This is a genomic window from Xylanimonas protaetiae (genome assembly GCF_004135385.1).
Taxonomy (GTDB): domain Bacteria; phylum Actinomycetota; class Actinomycetes; order Actinomycetales; family Cellulomonadaceae; genus Xylanimonas; species Xylanimonas protaetiae.
In genome coordinates, this window is the sequence record NZ_CP035493.1 from 2,055,073 (window position 1) to 2,068,193 (window position 13,121).

Here is a 13,121-nt window from a genome sequence, read left to right on the forward strand (position 1 = left end):
TTCACGGGCGAGCGCTGGACGCCGCCTGGATGCACGCCTTTCCACGCAACGACGCACAAGGAGAAGCGATGAGGTTCCACAGGACAGCGGCACTGACCGCGGCGACGGCGAGCGCGCTCGCCCTCGCTGCGGCCGGCGCCACCACCGCCGGCGCCGCGCCGGGCGGCCACCCCGGCCCCCGCCCGGCGGGGGTCCAGCTCGAAGCCCTCGACCGCGGCCTGGTCGCCGCCAGCACCGACGCGGGAGTGTTCCTCTCGTGGCGCCTGCTCGGCACCGAGGTCACCGGGCACACCGCGACCGGCGTCGCCGGCGCCGACTTCGCGGTCTACCGCGACGGCGTCCGGGTCGCCACCGTCACGGACTCCACCAACTACCTCGACGCAGACGGCTCCGCGGCGTCGTCGTACCAGGTGGCGCCCATCGCGCGGGTCGACAACGGGCAGGGGGTCGGGTCGTCGCGCAAGGTCGAAGGAGCCAAGAGCGCCGCCGTGACGCCGTGGGCGTCCGGCTCGCTCGACATCCCGCTCAACAAGCCCGCCGACGACGTCACGCCCGTGGGCGAGGCGTACTCCTACTCCGCGAACGACGCCTCCGTGGCCGACCTCGACGGCGACGGCACCTACGAGATCGTCGTCAAGTGGGACCCGTCCAACTCCAAGGACGTCTCGCAGCGCGGCTACACCGGCCACCAGATCCTCGACGCGTACGAGCTCGACGGCACGCAGCTGTGGCGTATCGACCTGGGCGTCAACATCCGTGCCGGCGCGCACTACACGCAGTTCCCCGTCTACGACCTCGACGGCGACGGCGCGGCCGAGCTCATGGTCAAGACCGCCCCCGGCACGTCGGTGACCCCGTACCACGACGGCGTCGCGGGCGAGACGCGCTACGTCACGCTCCCGGCCGACGACGTCGCCGCCGGCGTGACGAACGCCGACGACTACCGCCTCTCGGCCGCCGGGTACTACGAGCACGTCGTCGCGATGTTCAAGGGCTGGTCCACGCGGCCCGAGGTCGTCTCCGGCCAGTGGCCGGCCACGCTCGAGCAGGCGTTCGGCATCGCGCCGCAGTACAGCTACCCGCTGTCCGACGCCGACGCCCGCGCCCTGACCGACTACTTCATGGACGTGTACGCGCTCCAGCGCTCGGTCAACAACAAGCTGCACGAGTTCGCCGGGTTCGTCGTCGACGGCCCCGAGTACCTGACCGTGTTCGAGGGCGCGACGGGCCGCGAGCTGCAGACCGTCGACTACAAGCCCGGCCGCACCGACGACGGCCTGCTGTGGGGCGACTACGCGATGGCCCGCATCGAGCCGGCCAACCGCGTCGACCGCTTCCTGTCGGGCGTCGCGTACCTCGACGGGAAGCACCCGTCGGCGGTCTTCGCCCGCGGCTACTACACGCGCACCACGGTCATCGCCTACGACTGGGACGGCACGCGCCTGCACGAGCGCTGGTACGTCGACTCCGGCTGGACGCCCATGACGAACCCGTTCAACGACAGCCCGCACGGCCGCGACGGCACCGACCCCGAGTACGGCACGATCACCACGCAGGGCTACCACTCGATCTCCGCGGCCGACGTCGACGGCGACGGCAGGCAGGAGATCGTCTACGGCTCGGCCACGCTCGACGACGACGGCTCGCTGCTCTACTCGTCGTTCGACACGCTGCCGCCGGGCAGCGCGGCCCCGGGCACCGAGGCGCGCCTCGGCCACGGCGACGCCATGCACGTCACCGACATCCTGCCGGACCGTCCCGGCCTGGAGATCTTCAACGTCCACGAGGGCGCTACGGGCGCCCCGTTCGGCACCTCGCTGCGCGACGCCGCCACCGGCGAGACCCTCCAGGGCGTGTACTCCGGCCGCGACACGGGCCGCGGCATGATCGGCGACGTCCGCCCCGACGTCCCGGGCATCGAGATGTGGTCGTCCATGCCGGGCGGCACCGAGGCGAGCGGCCTGCTCGACTCCGACTGGAACATCCTCTCGGCGGCGACGCCGGGCACCAACCAGTCGGTGCGCTGGGCCGGTGACGGCACCACGCAGGTCCTCAACGGCTCCGGCACGCAGACGCCGACCATCGACGACTGGGCGACCGGCGCCCAGACGGTGCTCACCGGCACCCTCGCCAACAACGGCACCAAGGGCAACGCGTCGCTCGTCGCCGACATCCTCGGCGACTGGCGCGAGGAGGTGCTCCTGCGCACCGCGGACTCGTCGGCGCTGCGCCTGTACCTGTCCACGGACGTGACGAGCCACAAGCTCTACACGCTCATGCACGACCCGCAGTACCGCGCCGAGGTGGCGCGGCAGCAGACCGTCTACAACCAGCCGTCGTACCCGGGCTTCTACCTAGCGTCCGACACCGACTGGTCGACGGTGCCGATCCCGGTGCTCGACCTGCCGGGCCGCGGCCGCAACTGACGCGTGGCACGGAGCGGGCCCGCACCTCGGGGGAGGTGCGGGCCCGCTCTTTCCGGTCGGCGGGCTCTCAGCCCACGAGCAGCACGTGCAGCGTCCGGGGCCCGTGCACGCCCTCGACGCGGTCGAGCTCGATGTCGCTCGTCGCGCTCGGGCCCGAGATCCACGTCTGGGGGCGCTCGGCGTGCTCGGCGAGCACGCGGACGGCCTCCGGGACCGTCTGCACCACCTGCTCGGCGCGCACCACGCACACGTGCACGTCGGGCAGCAGCGAGATCGCCCGGCGGCCCTGGTCGGGCTCCCCGTCGAGCACGATCGTGCCGGTGTCCGCGACGGCGATGCGCGCGGCCGTGACGACGGCGTCGACGGCGTCGAGCTCGAGGTGGCTGAGCGGCGCGGTGCGCGAGTCGGGCAGGAGGTCGGCGTCGACGCCGACGAGCCACGCGGCGTCGAGCCCGTCGGGCACGACCACGCGGGGACGGCGCCCGGTGCCCAGCGCGCCGAGGATCTCGCCCACGGCCTCCGGCGCCTGCGCCGCGGCGACGCGCACGACGTGCGCCTTGTAGTCGACCAGCCGGTCGACGAGCAGGTCGAGCGCTGCGGCCGAGCCGGGCGCGTGCGCGCCGGCGACCCGGTACTCCCGGGGGACCGCGACGTCGGCGGGCGTCTCGCCGAGGGCCACGCGGACGCGCGCGAGGACGTCGGAGCGGGCGTCGGTCACGACTCCTCCTTCGCGGAGCTCGACTCCGGGTGGGTCCGCGCCCACCACTGCCGGAACGACTGGGCGGCCGGCACGGGAAGGTCCCGGGACCCCGTCCACAGCGACCCCGGGAACGGCAGCCGCCGGACCACGTGGTCGGCCCCGCCGAGCCCGTGGGTCAGCGCCGCGACGCGCTCCGCGCGGGCGAACCGTCCCGCGTCGGACATCGCCCACGAGGCGACCTTCATCGCGGCCGCCATCGGGTCGGCGCGGCGACCGCGGTCCGCGTCGACCTCGCGGGCGCGCAGCTCCACGAGGATCGACGGGATGTCGATCTTGACGGGGCACACCTCGTAGCAGGCGCCGCACAGCGTCGAGGCGAAGGGGAGCGAGGCGTTGGGGTCGTCGTGGCCCGCGCCGGCGGTGCCGGGGCCGGTGAGCTGCGGCGTGAGGATCGCGCCGATGGGGCCCGGGTACACCGACCCGTACGCGTGGCCGCCGACGCGCTCGTACACGGGGCACACGTTGAGGCACGCGGAGCAGCGGATGCAGTGCAGCGCGGCCCGGCCCACCTCGTCGGCGAGCACCTTCGTGCGGCCGTTGTCGAGCAGGACCAGGTGGAACTCCTGCGGGCCGTCGCCCGGGGTCACGCCCGTCCAGAGCGACGTGTAGGGGTTCATGCGCTCGCCCGTGGACGAGCGCGGCAGCAGCTGCAGGAACACCTCGAGGTCCTCGAAGGCGGGCACGAGCTTCTCGATGCCCATGACCGTCACGAGCGTCTCGGGCAGCGTGAGGCACATGCGTCCGTTGCCCTCGGACTCGACGACGCCCACGGTGCCCGTGTCCACGGCAGCGAAGTTCGCGCCCGAGATCGCCACCTTCGCGGTGAGGAACTTGCGGCGCAGGTGCGCGCGGGCCGCCGTCGCGAGCTCGCGCGGCACGTCGCTCAGGTCCGCGGGTGCGTCGGCCATGCGGGCCAGGAAGATGTCGCGGATCTCGCTGCGGTTGCGGTGGATCGCGGGCACCAGGAAGTGCGAGGGCATGTCGTCGGCGAGCTGCACGATGAGCTCGGCGAGGTCGGTCTCGACGGCGGCGACGCCGCGCTCGGCCAGGGCCTCGTTGAGCCCGATCTCCTGCGTGGCCATCGACTTGACCTTGACGACCTCGTCGACGCCCTTCGCCGCGACGATCCCGGCGACGATCTCGTTGGCCTCCGCGGCGTCGCGCGCCCAGTGCACGACGCCGCCGCAGGCCGTCACGGACGCCTCGAGCCGCTCCAGCAGCTCGGGCAGCGCCGCGAGGACCTGCTGCTTGAGGGCCGACCCGGCGTCGCGCAGCGCCTCCCAGTCCGGCACCTCGCCGACGACGCGGGCCCGCTTGTCGCGGATCGTCGTCGTCGCGCGGGCCAGGTTGCCGCGCAGCTGCGTGTTGGCGAGCGCGGCCTTGGCGGCCGTGGGGAACGCGTCGCCCCACCGCAGGGGCTCCTGCGGGTGGGGGAGCGGGCCGAACGGCTTGTCGGCCGTCCGCCGCCGGGGCAGCCCGAGGAACGTGCTCATGCGACGCTCACCTGCGAGAACGTCCCCTCGGGCAGCGGCGTGGGGTGCTCGCGTGTGGAGGCCAGGATCTCGGCCAGGTGCATGGCCCCGACGCCAGCCCGCTGCCGGGAGAGCCCGCCGCCGATGTGCATCAGGCACGACATGTCGCCGGCCGTGAGCACGTCCGCCGCCGTCGAGCGCACGTTCGCCGTCTTGTCGGCGAGCATCGCGGCGGAGACGTCGGCGTTCTTCAGGGCGAACGTGCCCCCGAACCCGCAGCAGCTGTCGGCGCGGGGCAGCTCGGCGAGGTCGATGTCCTCGACCGCCCGCAGCAGGCGCAGCGGCTTCTCGCCGACGCCGATCATCCGCAGCGAGTGGCACGTGGGGTGGTAGGTGACGCGGTGGGGGAACCAGGCGCCGACGTCGGTCACGCCGAGCACGTCGACGAGCAGCTCGGAGAGCTCGTACGTGCGCGCGGCGACGGCCGTCGCGGTGGCCGCGAGGTCGTCCAGCCCGGCGCGGCGCGCGACCGCCGCCTGCTGGTGGCGCACCGACCCGGTGCACGACCCGGACGGGATGACGACGGCGTCCCACGCGTCGTCGGCGACGGGCGCGAACGTCTGCACGAAGTTCCGGACGACGGGGACGGCCTCCGCCACGTACCCGCTGTTGACGTGCATCTGCCCGCAGCAGGCCTGCTGGGCGGGGAACACGACCTCGTGGCCGAGCCTCTCCAGCAGGCGCACCACCGCCTGGGGCGCGGCGGGGAAGAGGGTGTCGGCGATGCAGGTCGCGGCCAGCGCGATGCGCACGGTCACTCCTTCCCGTCGTCGGTGGGGTCCGATGCTCGCAGGTCGGCGTGGTCCGATGCTCGCAGGTCGGCGTGGTCCGATGCTCGCAGGTCGGTGACCTCCGCCGCGAGCGATGCGCGGAACCGCGCGTCGCCGCGCAGGTCGGCCGGGGTGACCGGCGTGCCGTACGTGGCCGAGGCGTAGATCGCGGTCACGATCTCGAGCGGCCGGCGCGCGTGCGTCGCGACGTCGGGCAGCGGCGTGCCGGCCCAGACGGCGTCGACGACGGCGCGCACCAGCGGCGTGTGCCCGCTGGGCTCGTCGTCGGTAGGGAGGGCCCAGGACGCGGCGACGTCGTCGGGCACCCCGGGCGCCGGCGTGATGCGCCAGTGCGCGGCGCCGTGCCCGTAGAGGTGCTCGACCTCGACGGTGGCGAGCTCGCAGTCGATGCGGACGACGGACGTCTCGCGCGGGCTCAGCACGCTGGACACGGCCTGCGCGACGACGCCGTCGGCGAACCGCAGGGTGGCGGTCGAGACGTCCTCGAGCTCGATGTCGCGCGCGAGCCGCCACAGGCGTGCGTCCACCTCGGCCCAGTCGCCGAGCAGGTAGGCGAGCAGGTCGAGCTGGTGGATGCCGTGGCCGAACGTCGTCCCGCCGCCCTCGCCGGCCCACGTGCCCCGCCAGTCGACGGCGTAGTAGGCGGCGTCGCGGTGCCACAGCGTCTGGCACTGGGCGAGCAGCGGGCGGCCGAGCGCACCGTCGTCGAGCAGGCGCTTGACGTGCCCGGCGGCGGTGCCGGTGCGCTGCTGGAACGTGACCCCGAACCGGCGGCCGGCGGCCGCGGCGGCGGCCTCCATGGCGTCGAGGTCGGCGAGCGAGAGGGCGGGCGGCTTCTCGCACAGCACGTCGGCGCCCGCGGCGAAGGCGGCGAGCGCCTGCTCGCGGTGGGCGCCGGGCGGGGTGCACAGGTGCACGAGGTCGAGCGCCTCGGCGGCGAGCAGCTCCTCGTGGCTCGCGTACGCGCGCGGGACGGCGTAGCGCTCGGCGAACGCGGCCCGGCGGGCGGCGTCGGGCTCGGCGACGGCGACGAGGACCACGCGGGGGTCGGCGGCCAGCGCCTGCGCGTGCAGGTGGGCGACACCGCCCGCGCCGACGATCGCGACGTTCAGCCGTGCCCTGCTGTCCTGTGTCACCACGACGCTCCCTCGCGCTTCTCGGCATGCCTGCGACGCGCAGCGTACCCCGACGGAAAGCGCTTGCCGTCGGGGCGTGGGCGACTTGACCGCGGCGACCGCGACCCCTACGGTCTGGAAAGCGCATTCCAATCCGTACGAAACCTCGATGGCGAGGAGGACCCATGGCGACATCGACGTCGCAGCTGGTGACCGGCACGTCCGGGCGATCGACGACGGACTCCCGGAGGGCGAGGTCGGCGCCGGGCGCGGCAACCAGGCTCTGGACCGCCGCGTGGCGGCCGACGGCGCTCGTCGGCGTCGCCCTGGTGCTCTGGTGGCTCGTGACCGGGCAGGGATGGTTCGCTCCCTACGTGCTGCCGTCCCCGGCGGACACCTGGCAGGCGCTGACCGGCAACGCCTCCTACCTGGCCCAGAACACGTGGGTCACCGCGAGCGAGACGCTGGTCGGCTTCGTGCTCGCCGTCGTCGTCGGGGAGCTCGTGGCCGTCGTCATGGCCTACTCGCCGCGGACCGAGAAGACCGTGTACCCGATCATCCTGGTCGCCCAGGTCGTCCCCAAGATCGCGATCGCACCGCTCTTCGTGGTCTGGCTCGGCTTCGGTGCCGCGCCGAAGATCACCGTCGCCGTGCTCATGGCCTTCTTCCCCGTCGTCATCTCCGGTCTGGCCGGGCTGCGCTCGGTCGACCCCGAGATCCTCGAGCTGACGTCCACGATGGGCGCGAGCAAGGTCAAGACCTTCGTCAAGGTCATGCTCCCGGCGTCCCTCCCGCAGCTGCTCTCGGGGCTCAAGGTCGCCGCGACCCTCGCCGTCACCGGCGCCGTGGTCGGCGAGTTCGTCGGTGGCAACGAAGGCCTGGGCTTCGTCATCCTGCAGGCCAACGGCAACATCGACACGGCGATGCTGTTCGCCGCCCTTCTCATCATGTCGCTGCTGGGGATCGTGCTGTTCCTCGCGATCGAGGTCGCCGAGCGGTTCCTGATCGGCTGGCACCCCTCCCGGCGCGGTGCCGGCGGAGGAACCACCACCCTCGTCGGCGCCTGAGCCGTCCCGTCATCCCGTGCAAAGGAGCACCGAACCATGAAGACCCTCCGCGCCCTTCCCGTCGTGGCGCTCGCCGCCAGCGCGCTCGCGCTCGCCGGGTGCGCCTCCGGCAGCAACGCGCAAGCCACCGCTCCGAGCGGCGGCGCGGGCGCCGCGAGCCAGCCTGTGACGCTCATGCTCAACTGGTACCCGTACGGCGAGCACGCGCCGTTCTACTACGGCGTCGAGAAGGGCATCTTCGCCGAGCACGGCATCGACCTGACGATCGAGGCCGGGCAGGGGTCCACCAAGACCATCCAGGCCGTCGGTGCCGGCCAGGTGGACTTTGGCTGGGCGGACACGCCCGCCCTGCTCGCCAACGTGGACAAGGGCGTGGACGTGAAGAGCGTCGGCGTGTTCCTCCAGACCACCCCGTCGTCCGTGCAGGTGTTCGCCGACTCGGGGATCGAGACGCCCGCCGACCTGCGCGGCAAGACGATCGCCGTCTCCGCCGGCGACGCCCCGACGACGACGTTCCCCATGTACCTCGAGGCCGCCGGCCTCGGACCGGACGACGTCACGCAGCAGAACCTCGACGCCGCCGGGAAGATCTCCGCGATGCTCACCGGCAAGGTCGACGGCCTCATCGGCTTCGCCCACGACCAGGGCCCGACCGTCGCGGCCAAGAGCGGGCGCGAGGTCCGCTACCTGCGCTATTCCGACGCCGGGCTGACCTTCTACAGCAACGGCCTGCTCGCGACGTCGTCGACCATCGGGGACCACGCCGACCTGGTGCGCGAGATGGTCGCCGCGACGTCGGAGGCGTTCGCCGCGGCCGCGGCCGACCCGGAGGCCGCCGTCGCCGCGATGGCGGGCAAGGACCCGCAGATGCCGGCCGAGGACGTGCTGCTCGAGCAGTGGAAGCAGACCACCACGCTGCTGCACACGGACGCCACGGAGGGCAAGGCGCCCGGCGTCAACGACCCGGCCGACTGGCAGAACACCCTCGACGTGCTCTCGAAGGCGGGCCTGATCAAGGGCGGTACGTCCGCCGACGACTACTTCGACGCCTCGTTCGCCCCGGCGGGCTGAGCCTCGCGCACGCACACAGAGCAGGAACACGGAGGAGAGAGATGACGGTGACGACAGCCCCACGGGTCGCGACGGACGTGATCGTGTCGATCGACGGCGTCTCGGTGACGTTCCGGTCGAAGCGGACCTCGACGAACGCGCTGGGCGAGGTGAACCTGGCCGTCCGCCAGGGGGAGTTCGTCTCGATCGTCGGCCCGTCGGGGTGCGGCAAGTCCACCCTGCTCAAGGTGGTGGCGGGCCTCGTACGTCCGACGACGGGCGCGGTGCGCCTGCGCGGCGAGACCGTGGCAGGCCCGCGGCGGGACATCGGGTACGTCTTCCAGCGGGCGGCCCTGCTCGACTGGCGCACGGCAGAGGGGAACATCCTGCTGCAGGGTGAGATGCGCGGGATGGACCCGGGCCAGGCGCGGCGTCGCTGCGCGGAGCTCATCGAGATGACCGGCCTGAGCGGGTTCGAGGGCGCGATGCCGCACGAGCTGTCCGGCGGCATGCAGCAGCGCGTGTCGCTGTGCCGCGCGCTGCTGCACGAGCCCGACGTCCTGCTCATGGACGAGCCGTTCGGAGCGCTGGACGCGCTGACGCGCGAGCGCATGAACGTCGAGCTGCACCGCGTGTGCCGAGAGACGGGCGTGACCGTGCTCCTGGTGACGCACTCCGTCGCCGAGGCCGTGTACCTCGGCCACCGGGTGCTCGCGATGGGCCCGCGGCCCGGCACGGTCATCGAGGAGCTCCCCGTCGACCTGCCGGCCGAGCGGGACTACGCCGCGTCGCTCGCCGCCCCGGCGTTCCAGAAGACGTCCCAGCGCGTCCGTGAGCTGCTCGGCTCGCCGCTCGGGGGTGACTGATGACGCGGGTCGCCCTCGTCACCGGAGGCAACCGAGGGATCGGGCTCGGCATCAGCCGGCGCCTCGTCGCCGACGGGTTCGCCGTGTCCATCCTCGCCACGCGCGAGGAGCCCGCCGAGGTGCTCGCCGAGCTGCGCGAGCTCGCAGGCTCGGACGCCCTTGTGCGCTACGTCCAAGGGTCGGTGGCCGACCTCGCCACCCACGCCCGGTTCGTCGACGACGCCGTGGACGCGTGGGGCCGCCTCGACCTGCTGGTCAACAACGCCGGGGTGGGCCCGTCCGTGCGCACCGACCTCCTGGAGGCCGCCCCCGAGGAGTTCGACCGCGTGCTCGGCATCAACCTGCGCGGGCCGTACTTCCTCACCCAGGCGTTCGCGAACCGGGTCGTCGCGCTGCGGGACGAGATCCCCGACGACCGCCCCGTGGCGACCGTCGTCAACGTCTCGTCGATCTCCGCGACGACCGTCTCCGTCAACCGCGGCGAGTACTGCATCTCCAAGGCCGGGGTCGGCATGGCCACGCAGCTGTGGGCCGTCCGCCTGGCCCCTGAGGGGATCGTGGTCTACGAGGTGCGCCCCGGCATCGTCGCCACCGACATGACCGCCGGCGTGAGCGCCAGGTACGACAGGTTCTTCGCCGACGGCAACGTGCCCATCGCCCGCTGGGGCCGCCCGTCCGACGTCGCGGGCGCCGTCGCGCTGCTCGCGTCGGGCCAGACGCCGTACTCGACGGGCGAGGTCTTCCACGTCGACGGCGGCCTGCACGTCCCGGTGTTGTGATGTCCGGTGCTGTGATGTCCACGATGCGCATCGCGGGGCACGACGTCCCGGTCGTCACCGCCAACACCGTCGTCGTCGGCACCGGGTCTGCCGGGTACTGCGCGGCCGCGCGCCTGGTCCAGCTCGGCCAGCCCGACGTCGTCATGGTGGCCGACAAGGTCCACGCGGGCGCGAGCCGCAACGCGGGGTCCGACAAGCAGACGTACTACAAGCTCACGCTCTCGGGCGAGGAGCCGGACTCCGTGCGCGAGATGGCGCAGACGCTCTTCGCGGGCGGTGCCATGGACGGCGACAACGCCCTCGCGGAGGCGGCGCTCTCGGCGCGCGCGTTCCTGCACCTCGTGGACCTGGGCGTGCCGTTCCCGCAGAACCGGTTCGGGGAGTTCGTCGGCTACAAGACCGACCACGACCCCCGCCAGCGGGCCACGTCCGTGGGCCCGTACACGTCGCGCACCATGGTCGAGCGCCTCGAGGCGCGCGTGCAGCGCGACGGCGTGCGCGTGCTCGACGAGTGCCGCGTCGTCGACGTCGTGACCGTGCCGGACGCCGACGGCGGGCGGGAGGTGGCCGGCCTGCTCGTGCTGCGCACCGACGTCCCGCACGACGGCGCGGCCAGCCCGTGGCTGCTGCTGCGGTGCACCAACCTCGTCTACGCGACGGGCGGCCCCGCCGGCATGTACGCCACGCGCGTGTTCCCGAACGGGCAGTGGGGCGCCTCGGGCGCCGCGTACCGCGCGGGCGTGCACGGCAAGAACCTCACCGAGTGGCAGTTCGGGCTCGCCTCCACCCGCCCGCGGTGGAACGTCTCGGGCACGTACATGCAGGTCATCCCGCGGTTCGTGTCCACGGACGCCGACGGCGGCGACGAGCGCGAGTTCCTCACCGAGGCGATCCCGGACTACGGGCGCCTGCTGTCCCTGGTGTTCCTCAAGGGCTACCAGTGGCCGTTCGACATCCGGAAGGCGGGCGACGGGTCCTCGCTCGTCGACCTGCTCGTCTACCGCGAGACGGTGCTGCGCGGGCGCCGCGTGTGGCTCGACTTCCGCCGCAACCCCGTGCGCGACGAGTTCGACCCCTCCGCGCTGAGCCCCGAGGCGTACGCGTACCTCGACCGCGCGGGCGTGCTGTTCGGCACCCCGGTCGAGCGGCTGCGGCACATGAACGAGCCCGCGTACCAGTTCTACCGGGACAAGAACCCGTACGTGGACCTGGAGAAGCAGCTCCTCGAGGTCGACGTGTGCGCCCAGCACAACAACGGCGGCCTCGTCGTCGACGCCTGGTGGCAGTCCAACGTGGCCGGGTTCTTCCCGGTCGGCGAGGCCGGGGGAGCGCACGGCGTCTACCGCCCGGGCGGGGCCGCGCTCAACTCGGGCCAGGTCGGTGCGACGCGGGCCGCGCAGTACGTCGCCGCCCGCCGCACGCAGGCGCCGCTCGACGACGACGCGTTCACCGCCGCCACGACGCCGGTGCTCGCCGGGGCCCTCGACCTGACGGCCGCGGCCACCGGGCGGGCGGCGTCGGGCACGCCCGACAACACGGGCGAGCTGCTGCGCGCGGTCCAGGACCTCATGAGCGCCAAGGCGGGCCCGGTGCGGTCCGCCGCGTCGATCCACGAGGCCCTCGACCAGGTGCGTTCCTGGCTCGCCGCCTACCCGGCGCTCATCACGGCGGACGGCGGCTCACGCCGCGCGGTCAACCGGACGTTCCTGGTGCGCGACATCCTGACCAGCGCGTACGTGTACCTCTCCGCCATGGCCGACTACGTGGCCCACGGCGGCCGGTCGCGCGGCTCGGTGCTCTACACCGACCCGGCCGGCGCCCTGCCGCGCGCGGGCCACGGCCCCGCCGCCGCCGCCGAGCTCGACCTGCCGGAGGAGTTCCGGTTCGCGCTCGACGGCGGCGCGCTCGACGACGTCGTCCAGGAGGTCGCCTTCACCCCGGACGACGGCGCGGGGAAGGTGACGTTCGCGTGGCGCCCGCGCCGGCCGATCCCGTCGGGCGACGACTTCTTCGAGAACGTCTGGCGGGACTTCCGCGAGCACGGCAACGTCGGCTGACCCTCCCCCTCCTCCTCCCTTTCGATGTCGTACCTCCTTGCGGTACGGAGCCCGGAACGCAAGGAAGTACGACATCGAAAGGGAGGGAACGAGACGGCCCGCGCCCCGGTGAAGGGCGCGGGCCGTCTCCGCGACCGGGGGCGTCGTTCAGAGGTAGGGCAGCACGTGGCGTGCGTAGCGGTCCGCCAGCGTGGCCACCGTCTCCGCCGGGGGGCGGGCCCAGATCTCCTCGTTGAAGATCTCGACCTCGACGTCGCCCGTGTACCCCGCCTCGGCGACCCACCGGGTGATCGTCGCGAAGTCGACGTAGCCGTCGCCCACGTGACCCCGCGAGTTGAGCGGCTCGGCCGCCAGGGGCAGCACCCAGTCGCACACCTGGTACGACGCGAGGCGCCCCTCGGCGCCCGCGCGCGCCACCTGCGTGCGCAGGTCCGGGTCCCACCACACGTGGTACGTGTCGACGACGACGCCGACGACGTCGGGGTCGAACGGGGCAGCGAGGTCGAGCGCCTGCCCGAGCGTCGAGACGACGGCCCGGTCGGCGGCGAAGAGCGGGTGCAGCGGCTCGAGCACGAGCCGGACGCCGTGCTCGGCCGCGTAGGGCGCGAGCTCGCCGATACGGTCGGCGACGCGCTGCCGCGTCGCGACGAGGTCGCGCGCCCGGTCGGCGCTTGCGAC

Annotated in this window: 10 protein-coding genes and 1 pseudogene; 6 read left to right on the forward strand and 5 right to left on the reverse strand. The window is 73.3% G+C overall.

Going from position 1 to position 13,121, the window contains the following annotated elements:
- Positions 1 to 68: 68 nt before the first annotated feature.
- Positions 69 to 2,426, forward strand: a complete 2,358-nt coding sequence (locus ET471_RS09480) for a rhamnogalacturonan lyase (RefSeq protein ID WP_129187779.1) — start codon at positions 69 to 71, stop codon at positions 2,424 to 2,426.
- A gap of 67 nt (positions 2,427 to 2,493) precedes the next feature.
- On the opposite strand, the gene ET471_RS09485 is transcribed toward ET471_RS09480, so the two are convergent.
- From ET471_RS09485 to ET471_RS09500, 4 genes are read right to left on the reverse strand one after another with little or no spacing between them, the layout of a single operon-like run.
- A complete protein-coding gene (locus ET471_RS09485) occupies positions 2,494 to 3,144 on the reverse strand; it encodes a LutC/YkgG family protein (protein ID WP_129187781.1) in 651 nt (216 codons plus the stop codon).
- A complete protein-coding gene (locus ET471_RS09490; RefSeq protein ID WP_129187783.1) occupies positions 3,141 to 4,679 on the reverse strand; it encodes a lactate utilization protein B in 1,539 nt (512 codons plus the stop codon). Before ET471_RS09490 ends, ET471_RS09485 begins: the two co-directional genes overlap by 4 nt.
- Positions 4,676 to 5,470 (reverse strand): (Fe-S)-binding protein, encoded by a 795-nt coding sequence (locus tag ET471_RS09495; RefSeq protein ID WP_129187785.1) that lies wholly within the window; start codon positions 5,468 to 5,470, stop codon positions 4,676 to 4,678. Before ET471_RS09495 ends, ET471_RS09490 begins: the two co-directional genes overlap by 4 nt.
- A gap of 2 nt (positions 5,471 to 5,472) precedes the next feature.
- Complete coding sequence (locus ET471_RS09500) at positions 5,473 to 6,645, reverse strand: Gfo/Idh/MocA family protein (RefSeq protein WP_242496222.1); 1,173 nt, start codon at positions 6,643 to 6,645, stop codon at positions 5,473 to 5,475.
- Between the two features lie 164 nt (positions 6,646 to 6,809).
- Here ET471_RS09500 and ET471_RS09505 point away from each other — a divergent pair, with 164 nt between their 5' ends.
- The 5 genes from ET471_RS09505 to ET471_RS09525 are packed head-to-tail and all read left to right on the forward strand — an operon-like array spanning position 6,810 to position 12,443.
- On the forward strand, positions 6,810 to 7,691 hold the full coding sequence (locus ET471_RS09505) for an ABC transporter permease (protein ID WP_129187789.1): 882 nt from the start codon (positions 6,810 to 6,812) through the stop codon (positions 7,689 to 7,691).
- A gap of 36 nt (positions 7,692 to 7,727) precedes the next feature.
- A complete protein-coding gene (locus ET471_RS09510; RefSeq protein WP_129187791.1) occupies positions 7,728 to 8,762 on the forward strand; it encodes an ABC transporter substrate-binding protein in 1,035 nt (344 codons plus the stop codon).
- A 41-nt stretch (positions 8,763 to 8,803) separates the two neighbouring features.
- On the forward strand, positions 8,804 to 9,607 hold the full coding sequence (locus ET471_RS09515; RefSeq protein ID WP_129187793.1) for an ABC transporter ATP-binding protein: 804 nt from the start codon (positions 8,804 to 8,806) through the stop codon (positions 9,605 to 9,607).
- Positions 9,607 to 10,386 (forward strand): 3-ketoacyl-ACP reductase, encoded by a 780-nt coding sequence (locus ET471_RS09520; RefSeq protein ID WP_129187795.1) that lies wholly within the window; start codon positions 9,607 to 9,609, stop codon positions 10,384 to 10,386. Before ET471_RS09515 ends, ET471_RS09520 begins: the two co-directional genes overlap by 1 nt.
- A gap of 14 nt (positions 10,387 to 10,400) precedes the next feature.
- On the forward strand, positions 10,401 to 12,443 hold the full coding sequence (locus ET471_RS09525; RefSeq protein ID WP_129187797.1) for an FAD-dependent oxidoreductase: 2,043 nt from the start codon (positions 10,401 to 10,403) through the stop codon (positions 12,441 to 12,443).
- Between the two features lie 147 nt (positions 12,444 to 12,590).
- On the opposite strand, the pseudogene ET471_RS18550 reads toward ET471_RS09525, so the two are convergent.
- Positions 12,591 to 13,100, reverse strand: a pseudogene (locus tag ET471_RS18550) (sugar phosphate isomerase/epimerase family protein); the annotation flags it as partial.
- Positions 13,101 to 13,121: the final 21 nt, after the last annotated feature.